The following is an 18,995-nucleotide window of genomic DNA, read 5'->3' on the forward strand; positions in this document are numbered from 1 at the left end:
CAGAGCCGGTTGCTCCGCGAGTTCCTCTGCCGACACTTTGCGGTTGACCGACATGAATGACTTTCGGGTTGAAGGCACGGCCGATGACTTAGGTTCTACGTCGTCCAGCCCGAGCATGGCCGCCCTGAGTACGTGCGCCCGGTCCGCGATGCGCAGGGCCTAACCAATAGCTACTCACGCCCAACCTTCGTAGCATTTTTTCCCGGTGACCTCAAGCGAAATTGTCGTTGAAGCCGCGCGTTATGCTAGAGACCGCGACGGGATCGTATCCATTGTCTTCGGGAACGTAAACTTTGGTCGCCGACGACTCCATCAAATTTTCCGTGATGATCCACAGGGGCCGGGCAATAGGCTCGCGACATGGGGTGCACGCCACACGTGGGAAATGCTCCCGAAGCGCGTCCGGCTCTGGGCGGTGTTGTTTGAGCAGCATTGCGAAGGGCTCCGGGACAGGCGCGGGGTCTCCTTCGCTCAGGCAGCTACGGTGGCCGCTTGGCGGGATGCTCACGTCGGTGCTTTTTACGACAGCGATGTTCACGATGGGCTGGGCGAAGAGCAGCAAAAGCGTGGCGGTGACCGGTAGGGCAGGGTGTCGACCTTGGGTTTGTTGCCGAAATCGGGGACCGTCCGTGGCGCATGCAGTCCGTGCCGCAGCCAGGGCAAGGGGCCGTGGCTGCGCATGGCTGCAGATCCTGCCCTTGGGTCGGCTGGCCCGGTGTCTGCTGGCTGTTCTTGAGCATCTGTCACAGGTGAACGGCCTTATCGTGAGGGGACGGACCCGACTGTTGGGCCGCGGGTGATCTCAGCCGTCATCGCGGATGACGCGGGCGTGTTAGTGCCGGATGATCTTGTTCAAAACGACGACGACGTTGGCATCGGAGGCGACTACAATCACTCGACCCCACGGCGGCATCAAAGGCCACTCACCCACCCAGCGCGTTCACAACCTCCGTGGGAGTTACAACAAGCTGTGTCATCTGTCCCAAAGCGTGCAGTTTCATGTTCCAGAGAGTCGCATCGGGCCTACTTGATCCGATAACGCGCCAGTAACGCATCGCTTCCTATGATGCGGATAATCATTGTTTAGGTCGAGGAGGTAGTCCGATTCCACCAAACGATCCCGTTCCCAAGCTTTCGGCACCAGCGTTGCAGAAATACGGCGCGCCAGCCTTAGTGCTCGTCACAACTGCCTCTGTTCTAGCGATCGGATGGTGGCTCTGGACGTTTGGTGGTGAACAAGGCCAAGGCGCCGCTTTCGCCCTAGCGGGAGGTGCGGCAACTCATCTCCTAAAAGAGGCACACGACATTCTGAGAAGCTGGCTTGACTAGACGGGAGACCCAGATCGCACGATTACTCATAAATTCGCACGGAAGCCTGCGCGCTTAGCCGCACGCACATCACGGCGTTTATTAGCAAGGCGATAAACGCAAGATTTCTTCTGAGTAATTCTCATTACGCCCGCTAAACCAGCAGCATTCATCGACTAAACCGAAGGCGCACAAAGATGTCCGCTCAGCCTACCTTGAGTTGCATCATGCCGACACGCGACCGGCGCCGCTTCGTGAGCCAGGCTATCTGGTACTTTCTCCGGCAGGACTACCCATCAAGAGAGCTGATCGTTGTTGATGACGGTGTAGACACCGTCGAGGACTTAATCCCCTGCGATTCACGCATCCGATACATTCGGAATGGGCCGGCCGCAGCGGGCAGCAAATTCACCCTCGGCTGCGAGGTTGCTGAGGGTGAGTTCATTGTTCATTGGGACGACGATGCTTGGTATAGCCCCAACCGCCTGACGGCGCAGCTTCGTTATCTGAAGGAATATGGAGCGCGGGCCACCGGCCTCGCGGGGATGCTGCACTACCAGCCCCTCACCGGGCGGCTCTGGCAGCACTGCTCCGAGGGCAGGTCTTCATCACTTCAACCGGGCACCCTGGTCTATCGCCGCGATTACTGGGAAGCGCACCGCTTCCCTGACGCCGAGCGGCCCGGTGGTTCCCAGTTCGTCCACCTCACGCGGGGCGACGGGTTTATCGTCCAAGAGGACCCGCAGTTCGCAGCCGTCATCCTACATGGAAGCAACACCGGCTCTGTGAATCCTGCCAATCCGTGCTGGGAGCCGCGCGACTTCGCTGAACTGGAGCGGGTCCTTGGGCCGGACCTTTCTTTCTACTCCGCTGCAGAGGGTAAGCGACCCTCTGCCCGGCGGGCTGCCAGCCGGTCGGCCCGGGGCATGCGGCACACGGAAGTGGTGCCCATTACTCTGGCTGCCACTTTTATGGTCTACGACGGCTACGGGAGCATGGCCGAGTACCTGGCCCTGGGCATGGAGCGCGCAGGGGCGGAGGTACACGTGGCCCCATTCCACATCGATGCTGCCGCTGCCTCGCCTGAGTTTCAGGAGTTGCTCAAGCGGTCTCGGCCAGACCCCCAGGGAGTGGTGCTGGCGCATGCCTGGTGGGGCGAGGACCTGGCCCGCTTCGGATCAGCGCAGGACTTGTTCATCAAGACGGTATGGGAGACGAGCCAGTTACCCAGGGACTGGCCCAGCCGGCTGAACAAGGCGCGCGCAGTGATCGTCCCGTCAGATTTCGCCGCTCGGGTTTTCCGGGATTCCGGCGTGCGCGTACCTGTCGAGGTGGCTTACGAGGGCATCGATCCCGATGTGTATCCATACGTGGACCGGCCAGAGCGAAAAGGCGTGACCACTTTGATCGTCGGCGTGCTGGCCCCCCGCAAGAACTACCAGCAGGCCGTTGCGGCGTGGCAGATGGCATTCGCGGATGATCCGGATGCTCGCCTCATCCTGAAGGCACGCTTCCAGATCGAGCGCTTCGCGGCCGAGGATCCCCGCATCCAGGTGGTCGACTGCAATGAGACGACGCGGGGCATCCTCCACTGGTATCGCCAGGCCGATATCCTGCTGGCGCTTGGGAATGAGGGGTTCGGGCTACCGGTCATCGAGGGGATGGCTACCGGGCTGCCCGTGGTGGCCTTGGACGCCGAGGCGCAGGCCGACGTCGTCGCAGTGCGGGCGGCTGGCTCGGTAAACAATCAAGGAGCCGTGGAACGGGACGAGCGCATGCTCGTGCTGCCGGTGAAGGTGGCCAGTTGGGAGCAGGTGGATTCCCCCGCATTCGGCCCGGCCGGTGTGCGCGCCCTGCCCGACGTCGAGGATGCCGCGCGGCAGTTGCGCTGGGTCGCGCACCACCGGGCAGAGGCCCGAGAAATGGGCCGCCGCGCGTCGGCATGGGCGCACGCCAACCGCAACGTCTGGGAGATGGGGCCAGCCACGCTGGCCGCCATCGAGCGCCATGCGCGAACGCCTAGTCCCCTGCGGAGGACTTACGCCCTCTGGGCGGCTGTCGGGGGTGAGGTAGAGGACGGCGCCTCCGCCGTCCGGCTGGAGGACTCCTACGGCCGAGCCGTGGAACACTATGCTCAGAATGTCGCGCGAAACGTCTCTCAGGCGCGGTTCTACGCGAGTCCTCCCATGGCGGCAGCGTCCCTCGCGAGTGGGTCAGCTTGGCGCAGCCCGATCCTCCATGTACACGTATCGCCGGGATCGGTCGCCGACGAGGCGCTGACGCAGCAGGTCCAGGCGGCCAGGCAGAACGGCATGGCCGTCATCATCACCGAACACGGCCGGAGCACAGACGGCCGGGCGCACGCATGGGAACAATTGGCCGACGTGCTGGTTGCGCTCGACGCAGAAACGGCGTTGGGGCTGAGCGGGCTCTGGCCATTCAAGCGGGTCGAGATCCTTCCCCCCGGGTGCCCCAGGTGGCGGCCGTCGGATCGCAGCCGTGGCGGGCGGGTAATCGCCGTCATCGCCCCTCAAGCCAGCGCTGATGTGCACACTGAGATGAGCGAACTGGCAAATAGCCTGAACGCGTCATGGCTCGCGGTGCCCCTGCCGTCGTCCGCCTTGGCGGACGACGGCGAAGCGCTGGTCGCGTGGCTCAATTCGAGAGCCGATGTCGTCCTGTGCATCCGTGATGCCGGCGCGACGGGCCAACTGGAGAGCATCGCACTTGCCAGCGGCCTGCCCGTTGTGGCGATCGATCGAAGCGCCCCGGCCCGTGCGCACGGCTCGACCGACGCGTGCGAACCAGGCTCGCGCGTCGGACGGACGGGTGGCAGGGACCTGCGCTCAACGCTCTTCACCGCGACCGTTGATCCGGTATACCGGCCGAAAATCCTGCCCGCGGGCCTGCAAGAGGTTCTCGATAGCCCGGCGCGGCGAGCGGAGCTTGCCGGCGCCGCGCAGGCTTACTGTGCTGAGCTCAGCTGGCAACAGATCGCAGCGCATCACCTGGCCCTCTGGCGAACGGTGATGGCATGAGAAGTCATGTGCACGGCGGTGCCTGGCGCAACGGGACGATTCAACGACGATTTTGATGTTTACTTCCTTAGGAGGGGTCCATGCCCGGACCATATCTGTATCCAGGGGTCTATGTTCAGGAGATCCCGAGCGGCGTACGGCCAATTGCCGGGGCCAGTACATCCGACACTGCGTTTGTCGACTACTTCCCTCGCGGTCCGATTGACCAGGCAGTCAGAATTACGAGCTGGTCGGACTTCGAGCGCGAATTCGGCGGCCTCGACCTGAACAGCGAAGCCAGCTACGCCATCCAGCAGTATTATCTGAACGGCGGCCGGGTTGCCTGGATCGTCCGGGTGGCCGCGGCGAATGCCGAACCCGCCGAGCGCGTCCTGTCGGGCGCGCAGGTCTATTCCGGCATGTCAGGCGTCGGCGCGTCGGGTGGGGGTACAGGCCGCGACATCCTCACGCTGACGGCGAGCAGCGAAGGCGACTGGGCCAACAACCTGCAGGTGGCTATCGATTATAAGGGCGTGCCGCTCACTAAGGGCTCGCCAACCGCATTCAACATGGTCGTGCGCGAGGTTGCACTGGTCGGCGGCAAGCGCGTGGTCGTGGGTTCGGAGACATTCCGCAACCTGAACAAAGATGCGACGAGCTCGCGCTTTGTCGAGACAGTGGTTAACAGGGACTCCCGTCTTGTCGAAGTAACGTACACCGGTGGTGGCGCTCTGCCCAGCCCGACCGGCAGCGACATCGTGGGCGACCCGGGCCGGGCGTACTGGCTCAGCCTGGGCCAGGGCGGATACCAGGAGGGGGATGAAGTCCATCCGGCGCAGGCCGCGTGGGGCGAAGTTAAATCTAACAAAGGCAAAAACGGGACGATGCCAGACGAGGATAAGTGGCGGGATTCGTCGGGCGCAGCGGCGCTGCTTGGCCTGAACAGTGCCCCTGGATCCGAGGCACTCAATCGGGGGATCTACGAGTTGGAACGGATTGCGCCAAATGTGTTCAACCTGCTCTGTATACCGGCGGCTGCCAACCTGAACAAGACCAGCATGCAGACCGTGTGGGCCGCCGCCGCCGCCCTGTGCGAGGACAAGCGGGCCTTTCTGTTGGTGGACATTCCGGAAAGCGCCAAGGCGCTCTCCCAGATGGTGACATGGGCCAGTGGGAGCGAAAAGCCGCAGACAAACTACGGGGCGGTCTACTTCCCTCGGCTGCAGGTCCCTGATCCTTTGCGGGGGAACGAGCTGCGCTCGGTCGGCCCAAGCGGGACGATCGCGGGGATCTACGCGCGTACCGACGCGGAGCGCGGCGTGTGGAAAGCGCCTGCGGGGATTGATGCGGGCCTGCGCAACGCGTCGCTGCCTGTCAAGCTCACGGATCTGGAGACGGGCAGCCTGAACCCGATCGGCGTGAACGTGCTGCGCAGCTTCCCGATCTACGGGAACGTGGTGTGGGGCGCGCGGACGTTGGAGGGCTCGGACCAGCAGGGAAGCGAGTGGAAGTATGTGCCGGTGCGGCGGACTGCGCTGTTCATCGAGGAAAGCTTGTACCAGGGCCTGAAATGGGTGGTCTTCGAGCCCAACGACGAGCCGCTGTGGGCGCAGATCCGGTTGAATGTCGGCTCATTCATGCAGGGGCTGTTCCGGCAGGGCGCGTTTGCGGGGACGACACCGCGCGCGGCGTACCTGGTGAAGTGCGACAGCGAGACGACTACGCAGGCGGACGTGAACCTGGGCATCGTCAACATCATCGTCGGCTTCGCGCCGCTCAAGCCCGCGGAGTTCGTGATCATCCAGCTCCAGCAGATGGCTGGCCAGGTACAGGTTTAGGAGGCATGACGCATGGCTCAGTTTTCGGTCAATCCGACGCGCTTTGATCCGTACAAGAACTTCAAGTTCCGCGTGAAGTGGGACGGCCGCTTCGTGGCAGGGGTGAGCAAGGTCAGCGCGCTCAAGCGCACCACAGAAGTGGTGCGCCACCGCGAGGGTGGAGACCCGTCGAGCAGCCGCAAGTCGCCCGGCCGGACCGAGTACGAGGCGATCACGCTTGAACGCGGCGTAACGCACGACGTGGAGTTCGAGCGGTGGGCAAACAAGGTATGGAACTTCGGCAACGGGCTGGGCGCTGAGGTTTCGCTCAAGGATTTCCGCAAAGACGTCATCATCGAGGTGTACAACGAGGCCGGGCAGCTGGCGCTGGCATACAAGGTCTACAGATGCTGGGTGTCAGAGTTCCAGGCCGAAGCCGACCTCGACGCGAACGCAAATGCCGTCCTGATTCAGAACATCAAGCTGGAGTCCGAGGGCTGGGAACGCGATTACGAGGTCGTAGAGCCGAGCGAGCCGACGTTCATCGAGCCTGCGGGATGAGTCAAGTTTGACCGTCCGGGAATGTGTTGTCTGAAGGTGAGGTGGGGGTATGAGGACGCCTAAGAGCGTGTCTGCGGCCGCGCTGCTTGACGCCTGGGAGCTAGGACGACACGCATCCCCCGGCGAGCGGGGCCTGCATCTGCTGGAGGTGGCGGAGTCACCCGCGACACGTGAAACGCTGGCCTGCTGGGCGGTGGGCCAGCGCGACGCGGCCCTGCTCGCCCTGCGCGAGCGTCTCTTTGGGCCCAGCCTCTCGGCGTTGGTCGACTGCCCGCAATGCGGCGAGTCGCTGGAGATGGATTTTCCCGTCTCGAGCATCGTTCAGTCAGGCTTGGATGGAGCGGACGTTTTGCCCGTGCCTGACGAGCGAAGCAAAGAACGGGTCTTCGTGCTCGAGGCAGAGGGGTACAAGATCCGGTACCGGCTGCCCACGGCCGGCGACCTTGCAGAACTTGGACGAAACGGACACGATGCAGCTGGGCACTGGTTGTTGAGGCGATGCGTGGTCGGCGCCGAACGGCTCGGGGAAGGCGCTACCGCTGGGCCGGACGCCGGGCAAGGGTCGGGGGCACTCGATGCGGCGGGACAGGCGTGGGAAGCCCTGGAAGCAGCGCTGGGGCGAACGGCGGCCGAGTGCGATCCGCAGGCGGAGATCGAGCTGGCGCTGAACTGTCCGACGTGTGGCATGCGCTGGCAGTCGCAGTTCGACATCGTGGGCTTTTTTTGGCGAGAGATCGATGCGTGGGCCGCCGGGGTGTTAAGGGAGGTTCACGTCCTTGCGGCCGCCTATGGCTGGAGCGAACGAGACATCCTGGCCCTCAGCGCGTCGCGGCGGCGGCACTACCTGGACCTGATCAGCGAGTGAGTGTGTGCCAATGAGCAGCTTTCTTGGGCGACTGGTCGAGAGAACCGTTAGAGCACCCGCTGCGGGGGAGCCCAGTGCGCGCGAACTGTCCGGTGCGACGCGAAGCGACGGCAGCGGTCCGGGGGCAAGCCCGCCCCGCGGGCGACCGGACGAAGTCGGAGCCGGTGCTGGCACAAGCGGCGTCCGGCCGCGGTTGCCGACGCGCTACGAACGCTCACCGGCGGACGAAGCAAGCGCCGCGGCGCCTTCGCTCGAGGCCGAAGCGGGGTGGGACTCGGAGGCGCAGCGTGAAAGCCGCGGCCGCGTACACTCGGACGCGGGCGCCGAGCAGGGCCAAGTGGCAGCTGACGCCCCGTTGGCCGACAGGCCGACCGTTTCGCGAGCCCATAAGCTGACCGGTCCAGAATGGGGCAAGAGCCGCGACACATCCGAGGGCGAATCCCGAACGCCGGAGAACAAAGGCGATCGAGGGTCAACAGTGCCCGAGCGCACGCAGGTTGGGCAGGGAGTCGATGAACCGCGCCGATCGTCTGGCTCTGAGGGCGCCTTCACGGAGCGAGTGACAGATCGAGCCGCAAAACGGGTGCTCGCCAGGCTAGCGCATGAAGGCGAGGCTACAGGCCCGCGAGAAGGACGGGCACGGACGGACCATGCCGGGGTCGCCGGAGCCAAGGGCGGTGACCCCAATGCGATCGGGGGCACCCAGGGCACGAATATCGCCCCGCGCCTCGATCCCCGCCACGACGGCACCTTGCGCCCGGATACTGGACCGCGCGGGATCGACCAGTTGGCAGCAAGCCCGGGAATCCGTCCGCGCTTCGAAGCCAGCGCAGATGGGACGGGGGCTGGGGAGCGTCCGAAAGGGGACACCCGGCCGCGCGGAATTTCTCGCGCGGCGGCAAGGGCCGAGGGATCCCCTGCGCCCGACGTACCGAGGGTACAGGTCACCATCGGGCGCGTTGAAGTGCGGGCGGTCTATCCGGCTCCCCCCGCTACGTCCGCGCCGGTGTCGCGACCGTTGCCCGGTCCCTCAACGACGTTGGACGATTACCTCAGGCAGCGCGAGGGGGGCTCATGAGCAATTTTAGTGCCGTGGCGACCGTCACCGCCACGCTGCGGCGCGTGCTGCAGACCGCGCTCCAGGCCGACGTCTCGGGCGCAACGGTTACGGCCGTCCGCCCGGGCGAAGGGCAGGGCGCCGCAACACCCGACCATGGCACCAACATTTTCCTGTACCAGGTAAATCCGAATCCACAATGGCGCAACGAGGACCTTCCCAGCCGCCGGCAGGACGGCCAACTGGCGCAGCGGCCCGTGGCGGCGCTCGACCTGCACTACCTGCTGAGCTTCTATGGCGCCGAGGAGACACTCGAGGCGCAGCGGCTGCTGGGCAGCACGGTGGCTTTCCTCCACTCGCAGCCGATCTTGCCCAGGTCCGAGATCGATTCCGCCGTGGCCAACAACGCATTCCTGACAAACTCGGATCTTGCGGAGCAGGTCGATCTCGTCAGGTTTACGCCGCTCGGCATGACGCTGGAGGAACTCTCGCGGCTGTGGTCAGTCTTCCTCCAGGTCAGGTACACCCTGTCGGTAACCTACCGGGCTTCGGTCGTGCTCGTGGAACGCCGGGTTACTCCGCAGCCCGCGCTGCCCGTTCGCGACTTCGCTTTCGCCACGGTCCCGCTGCGCCGGCCGTACATCCGGGGCGTGGTGACGCAAACCGGCGAGACTGGCCCGATCACGCCAGGCGCTGCGGTGGTGATCGAGGGTCTGAATCTGCGGGAGGCAGTGACGCGCGTGGAGATCGACGGCGCGGCAGTTCCCACAACAGAGGTGCGCGGGGACCGCATTGCGCTCACGCTGCCAGCCACCCTTGCGGCAGGGCCGCACGGCGTCCAGGTGCGTCACGGCGTGTCGATAGGTGCGCCGGGTGTGGAGCACATGGCCTTTGGATCGAACCCGGGAAGCTTCGTTCTCCAGCCCGTCATCACCCGGACGAACAACAACTACGACATCGCAATCTCGAATGTTCAAGGCACAGGCCTGACGCCGAGGTCGGCCACGCTCCGGGTCGACGTCTCGCCCGCCGTGCTGCCACGACAGACGGCCCTGCTCGAGATGCTGACTGCCCAGGGCGTCGCCTACACGTTCAGGGCCGAGGACAGAACCGCGGATACCTTGCAACTCACGTTCAACATCAGCGGCGTGACCGCAGGCGACTACCTGTTCCGTGTGCGAATCGACGGTGCGGACAGCCAGTTGACGCTGGATCAGAACGGGGCGCCCGTTGCGCCCGTCGGGAGGATCCCATGAGCATGGCCTTTGAGAGCGACTGGACCGCGCAGAACCAGGACCACTTGATGGCGGAGCTGGATCGCGTGCGCGCCGCGCTGGAACGTCATCTCGGCCGGGTCCCGGCGACGGAGGCGGAAGCGAGCCCGGATCGACGCAGAGCGGCCGAGACCGACGAATCGGGAGCGCTCGAGGGTGCACCCGCAACGAGCTCGATCGACGGGGACTCACTCGACACGAGCATGGGTGAGACCAGCGCGCTCGCACCGACCTTGGCCGAAGAATCGCCCGATCCGCCCGCTGTGGAGCGCCTGGCCTCGCTCTTTAGGCTCTCGCAGTTCGAGACCGACCTGCTGCTCCTGTGCGCGGGCGTCGAGTTGGACGCGGGCCTCGCCGCGCTCTGCCGCGAGGCGGGCGGGCGCCCGGGGGTCACCTTCAGCCTGTCCCTTGCCGTCCTGCCCGGCGCCCATTGGAGCGCACTGACGCCCGCCGCGCCACTCCGCTATTGGAAGATGATCGAGTTGGGACCAGGCGACGCGCTGGTGACGGCCCCGTTGCGCATCGACGAACGCATTCTCCACTACCTGGCCGGCGTGGGCTACACGGATGAGCGGCTTCTCGGCGTTACGCGTCCCTATCGCGTCACGGTCGAGTTTCCCGTCGGGCTCCGCGAGCCGGCCAAACGGATCGACGCGCTGTGGTCCGCGTCCGGCGACGGGCCGTGGCCCACGGTGCAACTGGTCGGAGAGGAAGACGCGGGCCTGGTAGATGCGGCCGCCGCCGCATGTGCGCTTCAGGGGTTGAACCTTCGTCTTGTGCGCGGTCGCGATATCCCTGCCAATGCCGCCGAGCGTGAGCAGTTCCTGAGGATCTGGGAGCGCGAGGCCGCACTGACGGGGTGCGGCCTCCTAGTCACGATCGACGACACGGACGGGGCCGGAACGGCCGGTGCGGTCGCGGCCTTTGTCGACCGGAGCCAAGGCGTACTGTTGCTGGCCGGGCGCGAGCCCTTACGTCTGCCAGGACGCACGCTCCCGCGCTTCGACATCCGCAAGCCGACTGGAAGCGAACAGGCCGCCCTCTGGCGCCAGTCCCTCGCGCCCCTGGCCGAGCAGCTGAAGGCACGGACTTCGAACGACCACGGCTTGGCAGTCGAGCGTGAGCTGCACGAGCAGATCGACCGGCTGGTGAACCAGTTCAACATGGGTTATGCCGCCATCGCCAGCGCGGCCGCAGCAGCGAATTCGTTCGCCACCCGCGAAGCGGACCACGGCTCCGAAGCCGCGGCCAAGTTGTTGTGGGACACGTGCAGGGGGCAAGCCCGCGCCCGGCTCGACGACTTGGCACAGCGCAACGAGACCAATGCGACGTGGGACGACCTCGTTCTGCCCGCGCCGCAGAAACAGATCCTGCAGGAGATCGTGACCCATGTCCGGCAGCGCGTGCAGGTTTACGATCGGTGGGGTTTCGCGGCCAAGAGCAGTCGGGGCCTCGGGATCAGCGCATTGTTCGCCGGTCCGAGCGGAACGGGCAAGACCCTGGCCGGCGAGATCCTGGCGAATGAGTTGCACCTTGACCTCTACCGCATCGACCTGAGCCAGGTGGTGAGCAAGTACATCGGCGAGACCGAAAAGAACCTTCGGAGGGTGTTCGACGCTGCAGAGACGGCGGGTGCGGTGCTCCTGTTCGACGAGGCAGACTCGCTGTTCGGGAAGCGCAGCGAGGTGAAGGACAGCCACGACCGCTACGCCAATATCGAGGTCAGTTACTTGCTCCAGCGGATGGAAGGCTACAGGGGGCTGGCGATCCTGACGACCAATATGAAGCAGGCGCTCGACCCTGCCTTTGCACGGCGCATCCGCTTCGTGGTGCAGTTCCCCTTCCCCGACATGGCGGAGCGCGCGGAAATCTGGCGGCGCATTTTCCCCTCGCCCACACCGACCGAAGGGTTGGATGTGGACAGACTCGCGCGGCTGAACGTGGCTGGCGGCAATATCCGGAACATTGCGATGGGCACGGCGTTCCTCGCCGCGGACGAGGAGCGGCCGGTCACCATGGCGCATTTGTTGCACGCAGCGCGGGCGGAATACGCCAAGCTGGAGCGGCCGCTGACCGATGCTGAGATCGCGGGGTGGGTGTGAGATGACCGCAGTTCCGCCAAAAAAGCCCGCAGCCCGCGCCGGAGCCCCGGGCCTGGACCTGCACATCGACGAGCTGGTTTTGCACGGCTTCACCGCCGCGGACCGCTACGAAATCGCCGCCACGGTGGAGCGCGAGCTGGCGCGCCTGTTTCGCGGGGGCAACGCGCCCGCTCCGTGGCTACACCGTTTAGCGGGCGGCGGAGATGCCGTCCTCTACCGCCTGGATGCAGGCGCGTTCGACGTGCCACACGACGCCCCCCCGCAGGCGATCGGGTCACAAATAGCGCAGGCCATTCACCAGGGATTGGGAGGCGGTCCCGAGGGCGACGCTCGCGGCCCCGGGCCCGCCTCGACGCCATCGACCGCGCAGTCTGAGGGAAAACGCTGATGAGTACCGAGCCGCAGATGCAGAACGCAGCGGGTCCCGTCCGGGCGCTCGAAACGCGGCCTGAGCAGCGGGGCGGCCGCGAGTTCACGCCCGCGACGGGACGCTCGCGCGGCTGGTCGCCGCCCGTTCCGCCTGACTCTGGGCGCGACACGGCGGGGCATGCGTTTGGCCGCGTGCACGTGCACCGTGCCGAGGCCCGGAACCACCCGGTCGTTGGCCGGCCCGATGACTGCTACGAGGTCGAAGCCAAAGCTGCGGCGGATCGGGCGATGGCAGTCAACGCGGATACGGCACGCGGCGAGCTAATGCCCGCCCGGCACCCCGCCGGACGCTTCCAGGCGGCCGCGGTTCAGAGCCGTGTCCCTGCAGCTACCCCCGGGTTAGAGCGCCAAATAAAACGCGCGGGCGCCGAGGCGCGGCCGTTGCCCGCCGAACAGCGCAGCTTCTACGAGGACCGCCTCGGGCACGACTTCGGCTCAGTGCGGGTCCATGCCGGGCCGGCTTCCGCGGCGGCCGCGGCCTCGCTGGGCGCGCAGGCGTTCACCCACGGCCAGGACATCTATTTCGGCGCAGGGTATTTCCGGCCAGGCAGCGTTGAGGGCCAACACTTGATGGCCCACGAACTGGCGCACTCGGTGCAACAAGCCAGCACGCAGGACGCCCCCGCACCGGCAATTCAACGTCAGGCCGTAACACCAGATGTAATCCCGTTCGACCCGGTAATCCCATCAGCGGACGAATCGGCAAATCTTCAGCCGCCGCCCAAAGACGGCGACGCACAGGCGGCAACAGATCAGGCGAAGCACGCTGGATTAGCGGGGGAGTCCCTGCCGCAACGACAGAGGGCAGACCAAGCCGCAGAGGAAGATGGCAGGACAGCCAGCCAGGGCGCCGTCGAGGAACAGGCCACGAGCACGGTGAAGAGCAGCCAAAAGGCCGCCACAGAAAGCAGTCCGGAAGGCAAAGCGGGGGCCCAGGCTGCACCAATCGGTCATGAAGGCGAAGAACTTGCGGTCGATCAGCCATCTGAATTTGCTGGTGTCGCTACAGGCGACCTGGCACTCATCGACAAAGAGTTGGCCGAGCACCAGCGCTGGGGCACGGCAAACGCGCAGGTCGGGGCTGCCGGGTCGGGAGAACGGGCCAAGTTCGTCAGTGAGGCGGCCGGTGAGGGAAGTGGCTTTGCCGCCGGTCTGATTCAAGGCGCCGGCATGGGCGCGGGCATCAAACTCGGCGAGAAGCTAATTGAAAAGGGCGCCGTCAAGCTCGCCACGAAGGCGGCGGTCCGCCTGGGCACACAGGTCGCCAAGTTCACGCCGCTGCCCGCGGTTGGCGCGGTTATTGGGGGCGTCCTATCGGCGTACGAGCTCAGCAAACGCGATTGGAAGGCCACTGGAGAGGCCATCGGCCGGTTTGGCAAGGGTGCCTCAATCTATGACACGCTTGCCAATAGCATTGAATCCGTCAGCACCGTTATCGACGTTGCCACCCAGATATTGAACGTCATCGCTGGAGTGATCGGGGCGATCTCGATCGCCATGTGGATAATAACCGTACTCACCGTCGGGATCGCGTCCCCGCTGGCAGCCACGCTGTCGACGATCTCGGCAGGCATCGGCTTGGCAACGCTGGCGCTTGACGCGATCAATGCCCTGGTCCTAAAGCAACTCATCACAATTTTCCGCTCACTGCACGCCTTTACCTCCGAGGCCGATCCTCGCGACGTGGTGACTCAAGGGGCAGCGATCGGCCAGGCGGCCGGTGCCGCGACAGGGTTTGTCGGCGGATTTGTGGGCGGCATCGCCGGTGGTGGACTGGCGGAAAAAGGCGCCAAGAAGCTTTCATCCAAGAAGCCCTCCACTCCGGTGCCCGACCATCCGAACCCGACTGCCGCGTCGGGTGAGGGCCCGACCGTCAAGGCGGAGGTGAAGGAGGCCGGAGCTGCACCAAAGGAGCCCAGCACAACCGCGTTAGGGGGTGAACCCGCAGCTAAGGCAGGGCCAGTCGAAGCTGTCGCTCCCACGAAGGAAACGAACACGGCTCCTGTGGAACCTGATGCGGCGGCCAAGCCGCGTGCTCCTGTACTTGCAGAAGCGCAACCTAGCGGCACAATGGATATCGGGCCCGGCAAGGCAAAAGCGAAATCCGAGAGGCAACTAACTCGGAAGCAACTGAAGGAATTAGCCCAGAAGAACGACCTGACCGATTCGGATGTCAAGGCCTTGGCTGAGCATCTCGGGGTGTCGGTTGAAGAAACGCGATCTCTCTTAATTAAGGTTGAACACGCACGGACGGTTAAGGGGTTGAGAGAAACCTCCAGAGCCGGCGGATTGGTCGGGCCGGACTACCAGAACTTGCCAGGAAAACAAAAGCCGTATCTGCGCCGAGGGGAAAAATTGCCTGGTCGCCCAGAGGTTGACCCGCGGGTGAAAGCTTCGCAGCGCAGTATCGCCCGAAAACGATTCGGGCTCGACTTGCAGGAGGCGTTGAAGGATCCATCCAAGGGCAACAACCTGACGCGCCTTACGGAGAGGTACCTGACAGAGAAGCAGAAGAACTACGTGCTACGCGCTGGGAAGCTCCCAAGTGACTTCCAATTCCACCACTTCTTGACGATTGCAGACTTTCCCGAGTTCGGACATCTCGCCGAGGTCGGCGCCGCCCTGCCAGAGCGAGTCCATAAAGAAGTAGGGCACGGTGGCGACACTACCCGTCCACTCGAGGCTGCGACATTTCTCGATCCGGACGCAGAGACACGTCCGCCATTTCACAACGATCCGCTGTCGCAAAAGAATGCCCGAAGGCAACCCACGGAGATTGCAAAAGGATCACAATCAAGCGGAAACGTCGACAAGGACATCGCAATTCAGTTGCGCACGGACCTAAAGGATCTGAAAAGCCGAGCTGCCAAGGACCCTAGTCCGAAGCTAACGAAGGAGATCTCCGCACGCGAGGCCCTCCTTCAGGTCCTTGATCCGTCAGGGGTGAGTCTCGTTACTCCGGCAGCGCCGTCTACCCCTGTTTCAGCAACGATTTCCGTGCCAGAGCCGGCTCCTACCCTGCAGGTCGGACAGCCTACTACACCACCCTTCACTGCGAAGGCTACTCCTGCACGATTGGGTCCAGAGGGACTCAGCTCTCTTTCCTACCTCTCGCCTGCGGCCCACGCGGGCGAGCAGGCAGGAGTAGACGGCGGGGTGCCGGGCTTCGCTTTCAACGAGGAGATGCCAGAGCTGGGCCGTGTCGAGAGCGGCCCGGTCACTGAGCATGTCAACCCGAATTATCCAGCTCCTCCAGCCACGCCGCAGTTGATCATCGATGTCCAGAACCAGATCCTGGAGACACTGGACGCCCGTGCCGAGGCCGAGGCCGCGTCGGCAACGATGGCCAAGCAAGAGGCCGCCCACAAGGCCAACGAGAAGCCATTGGCCAGAATGGGAGAACGGACCGCAGAAGCCATCAGCGCCACGGAAGCACATAAGCAGGCGGTGGCCCGCCGCACGGAGGCGAACCAAAACAAGACAAAGAAAGAGACCGAGGTCTCCAATACCCTGTCAACTTATTATGCTCAGGCCGGCAAACTCGCAGCCATTACCGTTCCTATGAAGGGCTTCGAGCGCTTTACCTCTCTGGCCCATTCGCTGCCCGATAGCCCAGAGGTCTTGGTCGACGCCAAGCGCGGAATCCTGAACATGAACGCCGATTCGAAGCGGTTTCTGGCGCAGCTGGATTCAGTGGACCAGACGATCAACTCCCAGAAAGCAGGCCAGGAGGATCGAAATAGACAAACTGAAGGCGATGCCAACACGCTCTCACAAACCGATACGAGGGCCAAGGACTCCGGGGAAAACCTAACGAAAGCACAGGAGACGACCAAGGACTTCACAAACGAGAACACGACGCGCCTCGACGACGCCAGAAAGCTGCGTACCGAAGGAGATAGGAATGCGAAGACTCTTGAGAGTCAGGAACAGCAAAAGCGGGCGGAGGCTGCAAGTCTGGCGTCGTCACTGCGAACCTGGGCCCAGAATCACCGCCAAGCGCGCCTTGACGCGCTGAAGATGACTCAAGAGAGCCTGGAACAACAAGGCTACAAGGTGACCGACGTGAAGGAGACGTGATGATGCCGGGGCGAGCGGCACAGGAAGGGGAACGGCTGGATGACCGGGCGTATGCGCTAATGCGGTCGGCGGACGGGCTGACGAAGCGAGGTCGGTGGCTCGACGCGGCGCATGCCTTGGAGGAGGCTGCCGAGATCCATGGGCAAACCGGTCGCAGTTATGATCAGGCGCGGTGCCTTCAAATGGCCGAGACCCTACAGCGGTCTGCCGGCCGGCCAGATCTAGTGCGTGACCAGCTCTCCAGTGCGTCTGCAGCTGGCGCTCAAGATCTACACCTGTTGGTCTCAATTCTGACCGAGCAAGGCGAAACGGCATTCGCGCAGCAGCGCTACGAGGCAGCCATTGCTGCATATACAAACGCGTTGCGCGAGGCACGCCAAGCGGGTCTGAAGGCCGAGTGGCTCTGTGCAATGTTACGACGCCGTGCGGCGTCGTCTGCAGCCACTGGGGCGATCCGGCAGGCAAATGCCGATATGGACGAGGCTTTCTGGCTGCTGGACGCTGCGTCCGGGCGAGATGTGGCCGCTTTCGTCCGGACCGAGCAGGCGGACCTGCTCTGGCGGGCCGGTGCGATCAACGAGATGGCGCAGACTGTTGCCGTGCTCGAGGCCGAGCTGAGTAACGAGCAATTGGCGCCACACCTGACGGCCGAGCTTGGGATCATGCATGCGCGCCTGGCGCGCGCGGCCCAAAAACTGCGGGCCGCAGCCGATTATGCAAGATGCGCCCGCACCGCCGCTCTCGAAGCTGTCGCGCCGTTAAGCTATATTGCCGCGTCGGTCGAGCTAGCCGAGGCACTACAGGCGCAGGGAGACTATGCCGGCGCGTATGGGGCGCTGGCAACAGCGTGGGCTACCGTCTCGGACGTACTGGGCGACGAGACTGCCGGTTCGTGGGTGGAGCCGGTCATGCTTGGATTTGCAGCGCGTTGGGGCGCTCCGGTCTTTCGAACGGCCAAAGCAGAATACGAGGCCCAGCGTAGGAATCGGGTACGGCACCGTGCGTGAATCAGCAGAGGAGTAGGCCCTTGACAACTTTTCCAAACTCACCCCGCGTCCTCAAGGGCGCGATCGTCGGGATCGACACGAACATACCCGCCCCGAGCGTGATCGTGTTCCAGTACAACCCGGACACGCTGACGCGAACGCTCAAGCCCCGCGCGCCTGGCGGCGAGGGTGCGCGCTCGGAGGCACAGCGCCTCACCGGGGCGCCTGAGGAGACAATCAAGGTCGGCATCGAGATCGATGCAACGGACCAGCTCGAGAAGAACGATCTGCTCGCCGCCACGATGGGCATCTACCCGCAGCTCTCCGCCATCGAGATGCTCGTCTACCCGAAGAGCGCACTCGTCATTGCCAACACGGCCCTTCTGGCGGCAGGAATGATCGAAGTCGTCCCACCGACCGCACCGCTGACGCTCTTCATCTGGGGTGCGAAACGCATACTGCCCGTACGAATCAACGAATTCAGCATCACTGAGGAGGCGCACGATTCTGCGCTGAATCCGATTCGCGCAAAGGTCAGCCTCGGGCTCCGGGTCCTCAGCTACAACGACCTTTCGATGACAAATCCCGGCTATTACATGTTCCTCGCACACCAAGTGCTAAAGGAGGCGATGAGCGTGGTGGGCACGGCCAGCAACCTGGCGGCGGTTGCGGGAAGCAACGTGAGACTGCCGTGACCGCCCCGGCCGGGCGGGCTCAAGCTCGTTAAGTAAGGAGGCAAGCGTGTTCGACTTTATGAGTCGCTACTACCTGCTCGAGATAGCGACCCTCGAGCAGCCCGACGGGCGCGTCGTGTCGTACGTGAGGCGCAGGTTCCTTCCGCAGGGAGCGGAGATGCGGCTGCTGGCGGAGGTGGCCGTAGCGCAGGGGGAGCGGATCGACCTCGTCAGCCACCGCACATTGGGCGATTCGCAGGCGTACTGGCGCATTTGCGATGCGAACAACGCGATGGACCCCCATGCATTGGCCGAGGAAGCCGCGGCAGAGCCTGGGAGGCTGCTCAGGGTGCCGGTACCGGAGGCGTAGCTGCGCTGGTCTTGGGGGAGGAGCGCGTAGGAGTTCTGTCTCCGTACCACCTCAATCTTTGGCGGAGAAAACACGATGGGTCCACTGGAAGGAGGAACAGATGACCTCTTGGGCAAACATTTGACCGAACTCGGCTATGATCTGGCTCCGCAGGGCTGACTCGCCAGAACTTCGGCGCGTCAAAGGGCCGGCGCGTACAACGTCAAACTTTCACGAGAATCTGATGGAAGAACTGCCGATTCAAAACAATTGGAACTTCCCAACCGCTAGACCTGAACTGAACAGGCCATGCGAAAGATGGTTTCCTAGTAGCCACACAGGGTCGCCATAAACTTCGGGCACCTCGATTCCGGCATCCCGGTAGTGCTGGGCGCTGATCGGCCCACGCATCGCGCGGACGTCATAGGCCGTCCTCTCTGCGTTTTCGGCGAATACGCCGCCCCGAGCGTAGGTCC

The 18,995-nt window shown here is 64.3% G+C and carries 11 protein-coding genes and 1 pseudogene; 11 read left to right on the top strand and 1 reads right to left on the bottom strand.

Annotation, left to right across the window (positions count from 1 at the left end; all coding sequences use genetic code 11):
• The first annotated feature begins 1,535 nt into the window (after positions 1–1,535).
• The 11 genes from AC1DKN_RS20845 (at position 1,536) to AC1DKN_RS20895 (ending at position 18,540) form a co-directional block, all read left to right on the top strand.
• Positions 1,536–4,346, top strand: a complete 2,811-nt coding sequence (locus AC1DKN_RS20845) for a glycosyltransferase (RefSeq protein ID WP_476872387.1) — start codon at positions 1,536–1,538, stop codon at positions 4,344–4,346.
• Positions 4,347–4,426: 80 nt separating this feature from the next.
• A complete protein-coding gene (locus tag AC1DKN_RS20850; RefSeq protein ID WP_476872388.1) occupies positions 4,427–6,163 on the top strand; it encodes a phage tail sheath family protein in 1,737 nt (578 codons plus the stop codon).
• Positions 6,164–6,175: 12 nt separating this feature from the next.
• Positions 6,176–6,703: a phage tail protein gene (locus AC1DKN_RS20855; RefSeq protein WP_476872389.1), complete on the top strand. Its 528-nt coding sequence runs from the start codon at positions 6,176–6,178 to the stop codon at positions 6,701–6,703.
• A gap of 49 nt (positions 6,704–6,752) precedes the next feature.
• Positions 6,753–7,568, top strand: coding sequence for a hypothetical protein (locus tag AC1DKN_RS20860; RefSeq protein WP_476872390.1), 816 nt, complete (start codon positions 6,753–6,755; stop codon positions 7,566–7,568).
• A 1,074-nt stretch (positions 7,569–8,642) separates the two neighbouring features.
• Complete coding sequence (locus AC1DKN_RS20865; RefSeq protein WP_476872391.1) at positions 8,643–9,881, top strand: Pvc16 family protein; 1,239 nt, start codon at positions 8,643–8,645, stop codon at positions 9,879–9,881.
• Positions 9,878–12,001, top strand: coding sequence for an ATP-binding protein (locus tag AC1DKN_RS20870; protein WP_476872392.1), 2,124 nt, complete (start codon positions 9,878–9,880; stop codon positions 11,999–12,001). Before AC1DKN_RS20865 ends, AC1DKN_RS20870 begins: the two co-directional genes overlap by 4 nt.
• Before the next feature lies 1 nt (position 12,002).
• A complete protein-coding gene (locus tag AC1DKN_RS20875) occupies positions 12,003–12,389 on the top strand; it encodes a hypothetical protein (RefSeq protein WP_476872393.1) in 387 nt (128 codons plus the stop codon).
• The gene (locus AC1DKN_RS20880; protein ID WP_476872394.1) at positions 12,389–16,510 is read left to right on the top strand and encodes an eCIS core domain-containing protein; all 4,122 of its coding nucleotides are present in this window, start codon (positions 12,389–12,391) and stop codon (positions 16,508–16,510) included. Before AC1DKN_RS20875 ends, AC1DKN_RS20880 begins: the two co-directional genes overlap by 1 nt.
• Positions 16,511–16,788: 278 nt before the next feature.
• Positions 16,789–17,517 (top strand): hypothetical protein, encoded by a 729-nt coding sequence (locus AC1DKN_RS20885; protein ID WP_476872395.1) that lies wholly within the window; start codon positions 16,789–16,791, stop codon positions 17,515–17,517.
• A 20-nt stretch (positions 17,518–17,537) separates the two neighbouring features.
• Positions 17,538–18,191: a hypothetical protein gene (locus AC1DKN_RS20890; protein ID WP_476872396.1), complete on the top strand. Its 654-nt coding sequence runs from the start codon at positions 17,538–17,540 to the stop codon at positions 18,189–18,191.
• 46 nt (positions 18,192–18,237) lie between these two features.
• Entirely contained in the window at positions 18,238–18,540 is a 303-nt protein-coding gene (locus AC1DKN_RS20895) for a hypothetical protein (protein ID WP_476872397.1), read from the top strand.
• A gap of 240 nt (positions 18,541–18,780) precedes the next feature.
• On the opposite strand, the pseudogene AC1DKN_RS20900 reads toward AC1DKN_RS20895, so the two are convergent.
• Positions 18,781–18,995 (bottom strand): annotated as a pseudogene (locus tag AC1DKN_RS20900) (hypothetical protein); the annotation flags it as partial.

This window comes from Arthrobacter sp. 01N444 (genome assembly GCF_056399305.1).

Excerpts from the sequence above, each read along its gene's own strand:
- AC1DKN_RS20845 (WP_476872387.1), top strand. The coding sequence starts at position 1,536 with ATGCCGACACGCGACCGGCGCCGCTTCGTGAGCCAGGCTATCTGGTAC.
- AC1DKN_RS20850 (WP_476872388.1), top strand. The coding sequence starts at position 4,427 with ATGCCCGGACCATATCTGTATCCAGGGGTCTATGTTCAGGAGATCCCG.
- AC1DKN_RS20855 (WP_476872389.1), top strand. The coding sequence starts at position 6,176 with ATGGCTCAGTTTTCGGTCAATCCGACGCGCTTTGATCCGTACAAGAAC.
- AC1DKN_RS20860 (WP_476872390.1), top strand. The coding sequence starts at position 6,753 with ATGAGGACGCCTAAGAGCGTGTCTGCGGCCGCGCTGCTTGACGCCTGG.
- AC1DKN_RS20865 (WP_476872391.1), top strand. The coding sequence starts at position 8,643 with ATGAGCAATTTTAGTGCCGTGGCGACCGTCACCGCCACGCTGCGGCGC.
- AC1DKN_RS20870 (WP_476872392.1), top strand. The coding sequence starts at position 9,878 with ATGAGCATGGCCTTTGAGAGCGACTGGACCGCGCAGAACCAGGACCAC.
- AC1DKN_RS20875 (WP_476872393.1), top strand. The coding sequence starts at position 12,003 with ATGACCGCAGTTCCGCCAAAAAAGCCCGCAGCCCGCGCCGGAGCCCCG.
- AC1DKN_RS20880 (WP_476872394.1), top strand. The coding sequence starts at position 12,389 with ATGAGTACCGAGCCGCAGATGCAGAACGCAGCGGGTCCCGTCCGGGCG.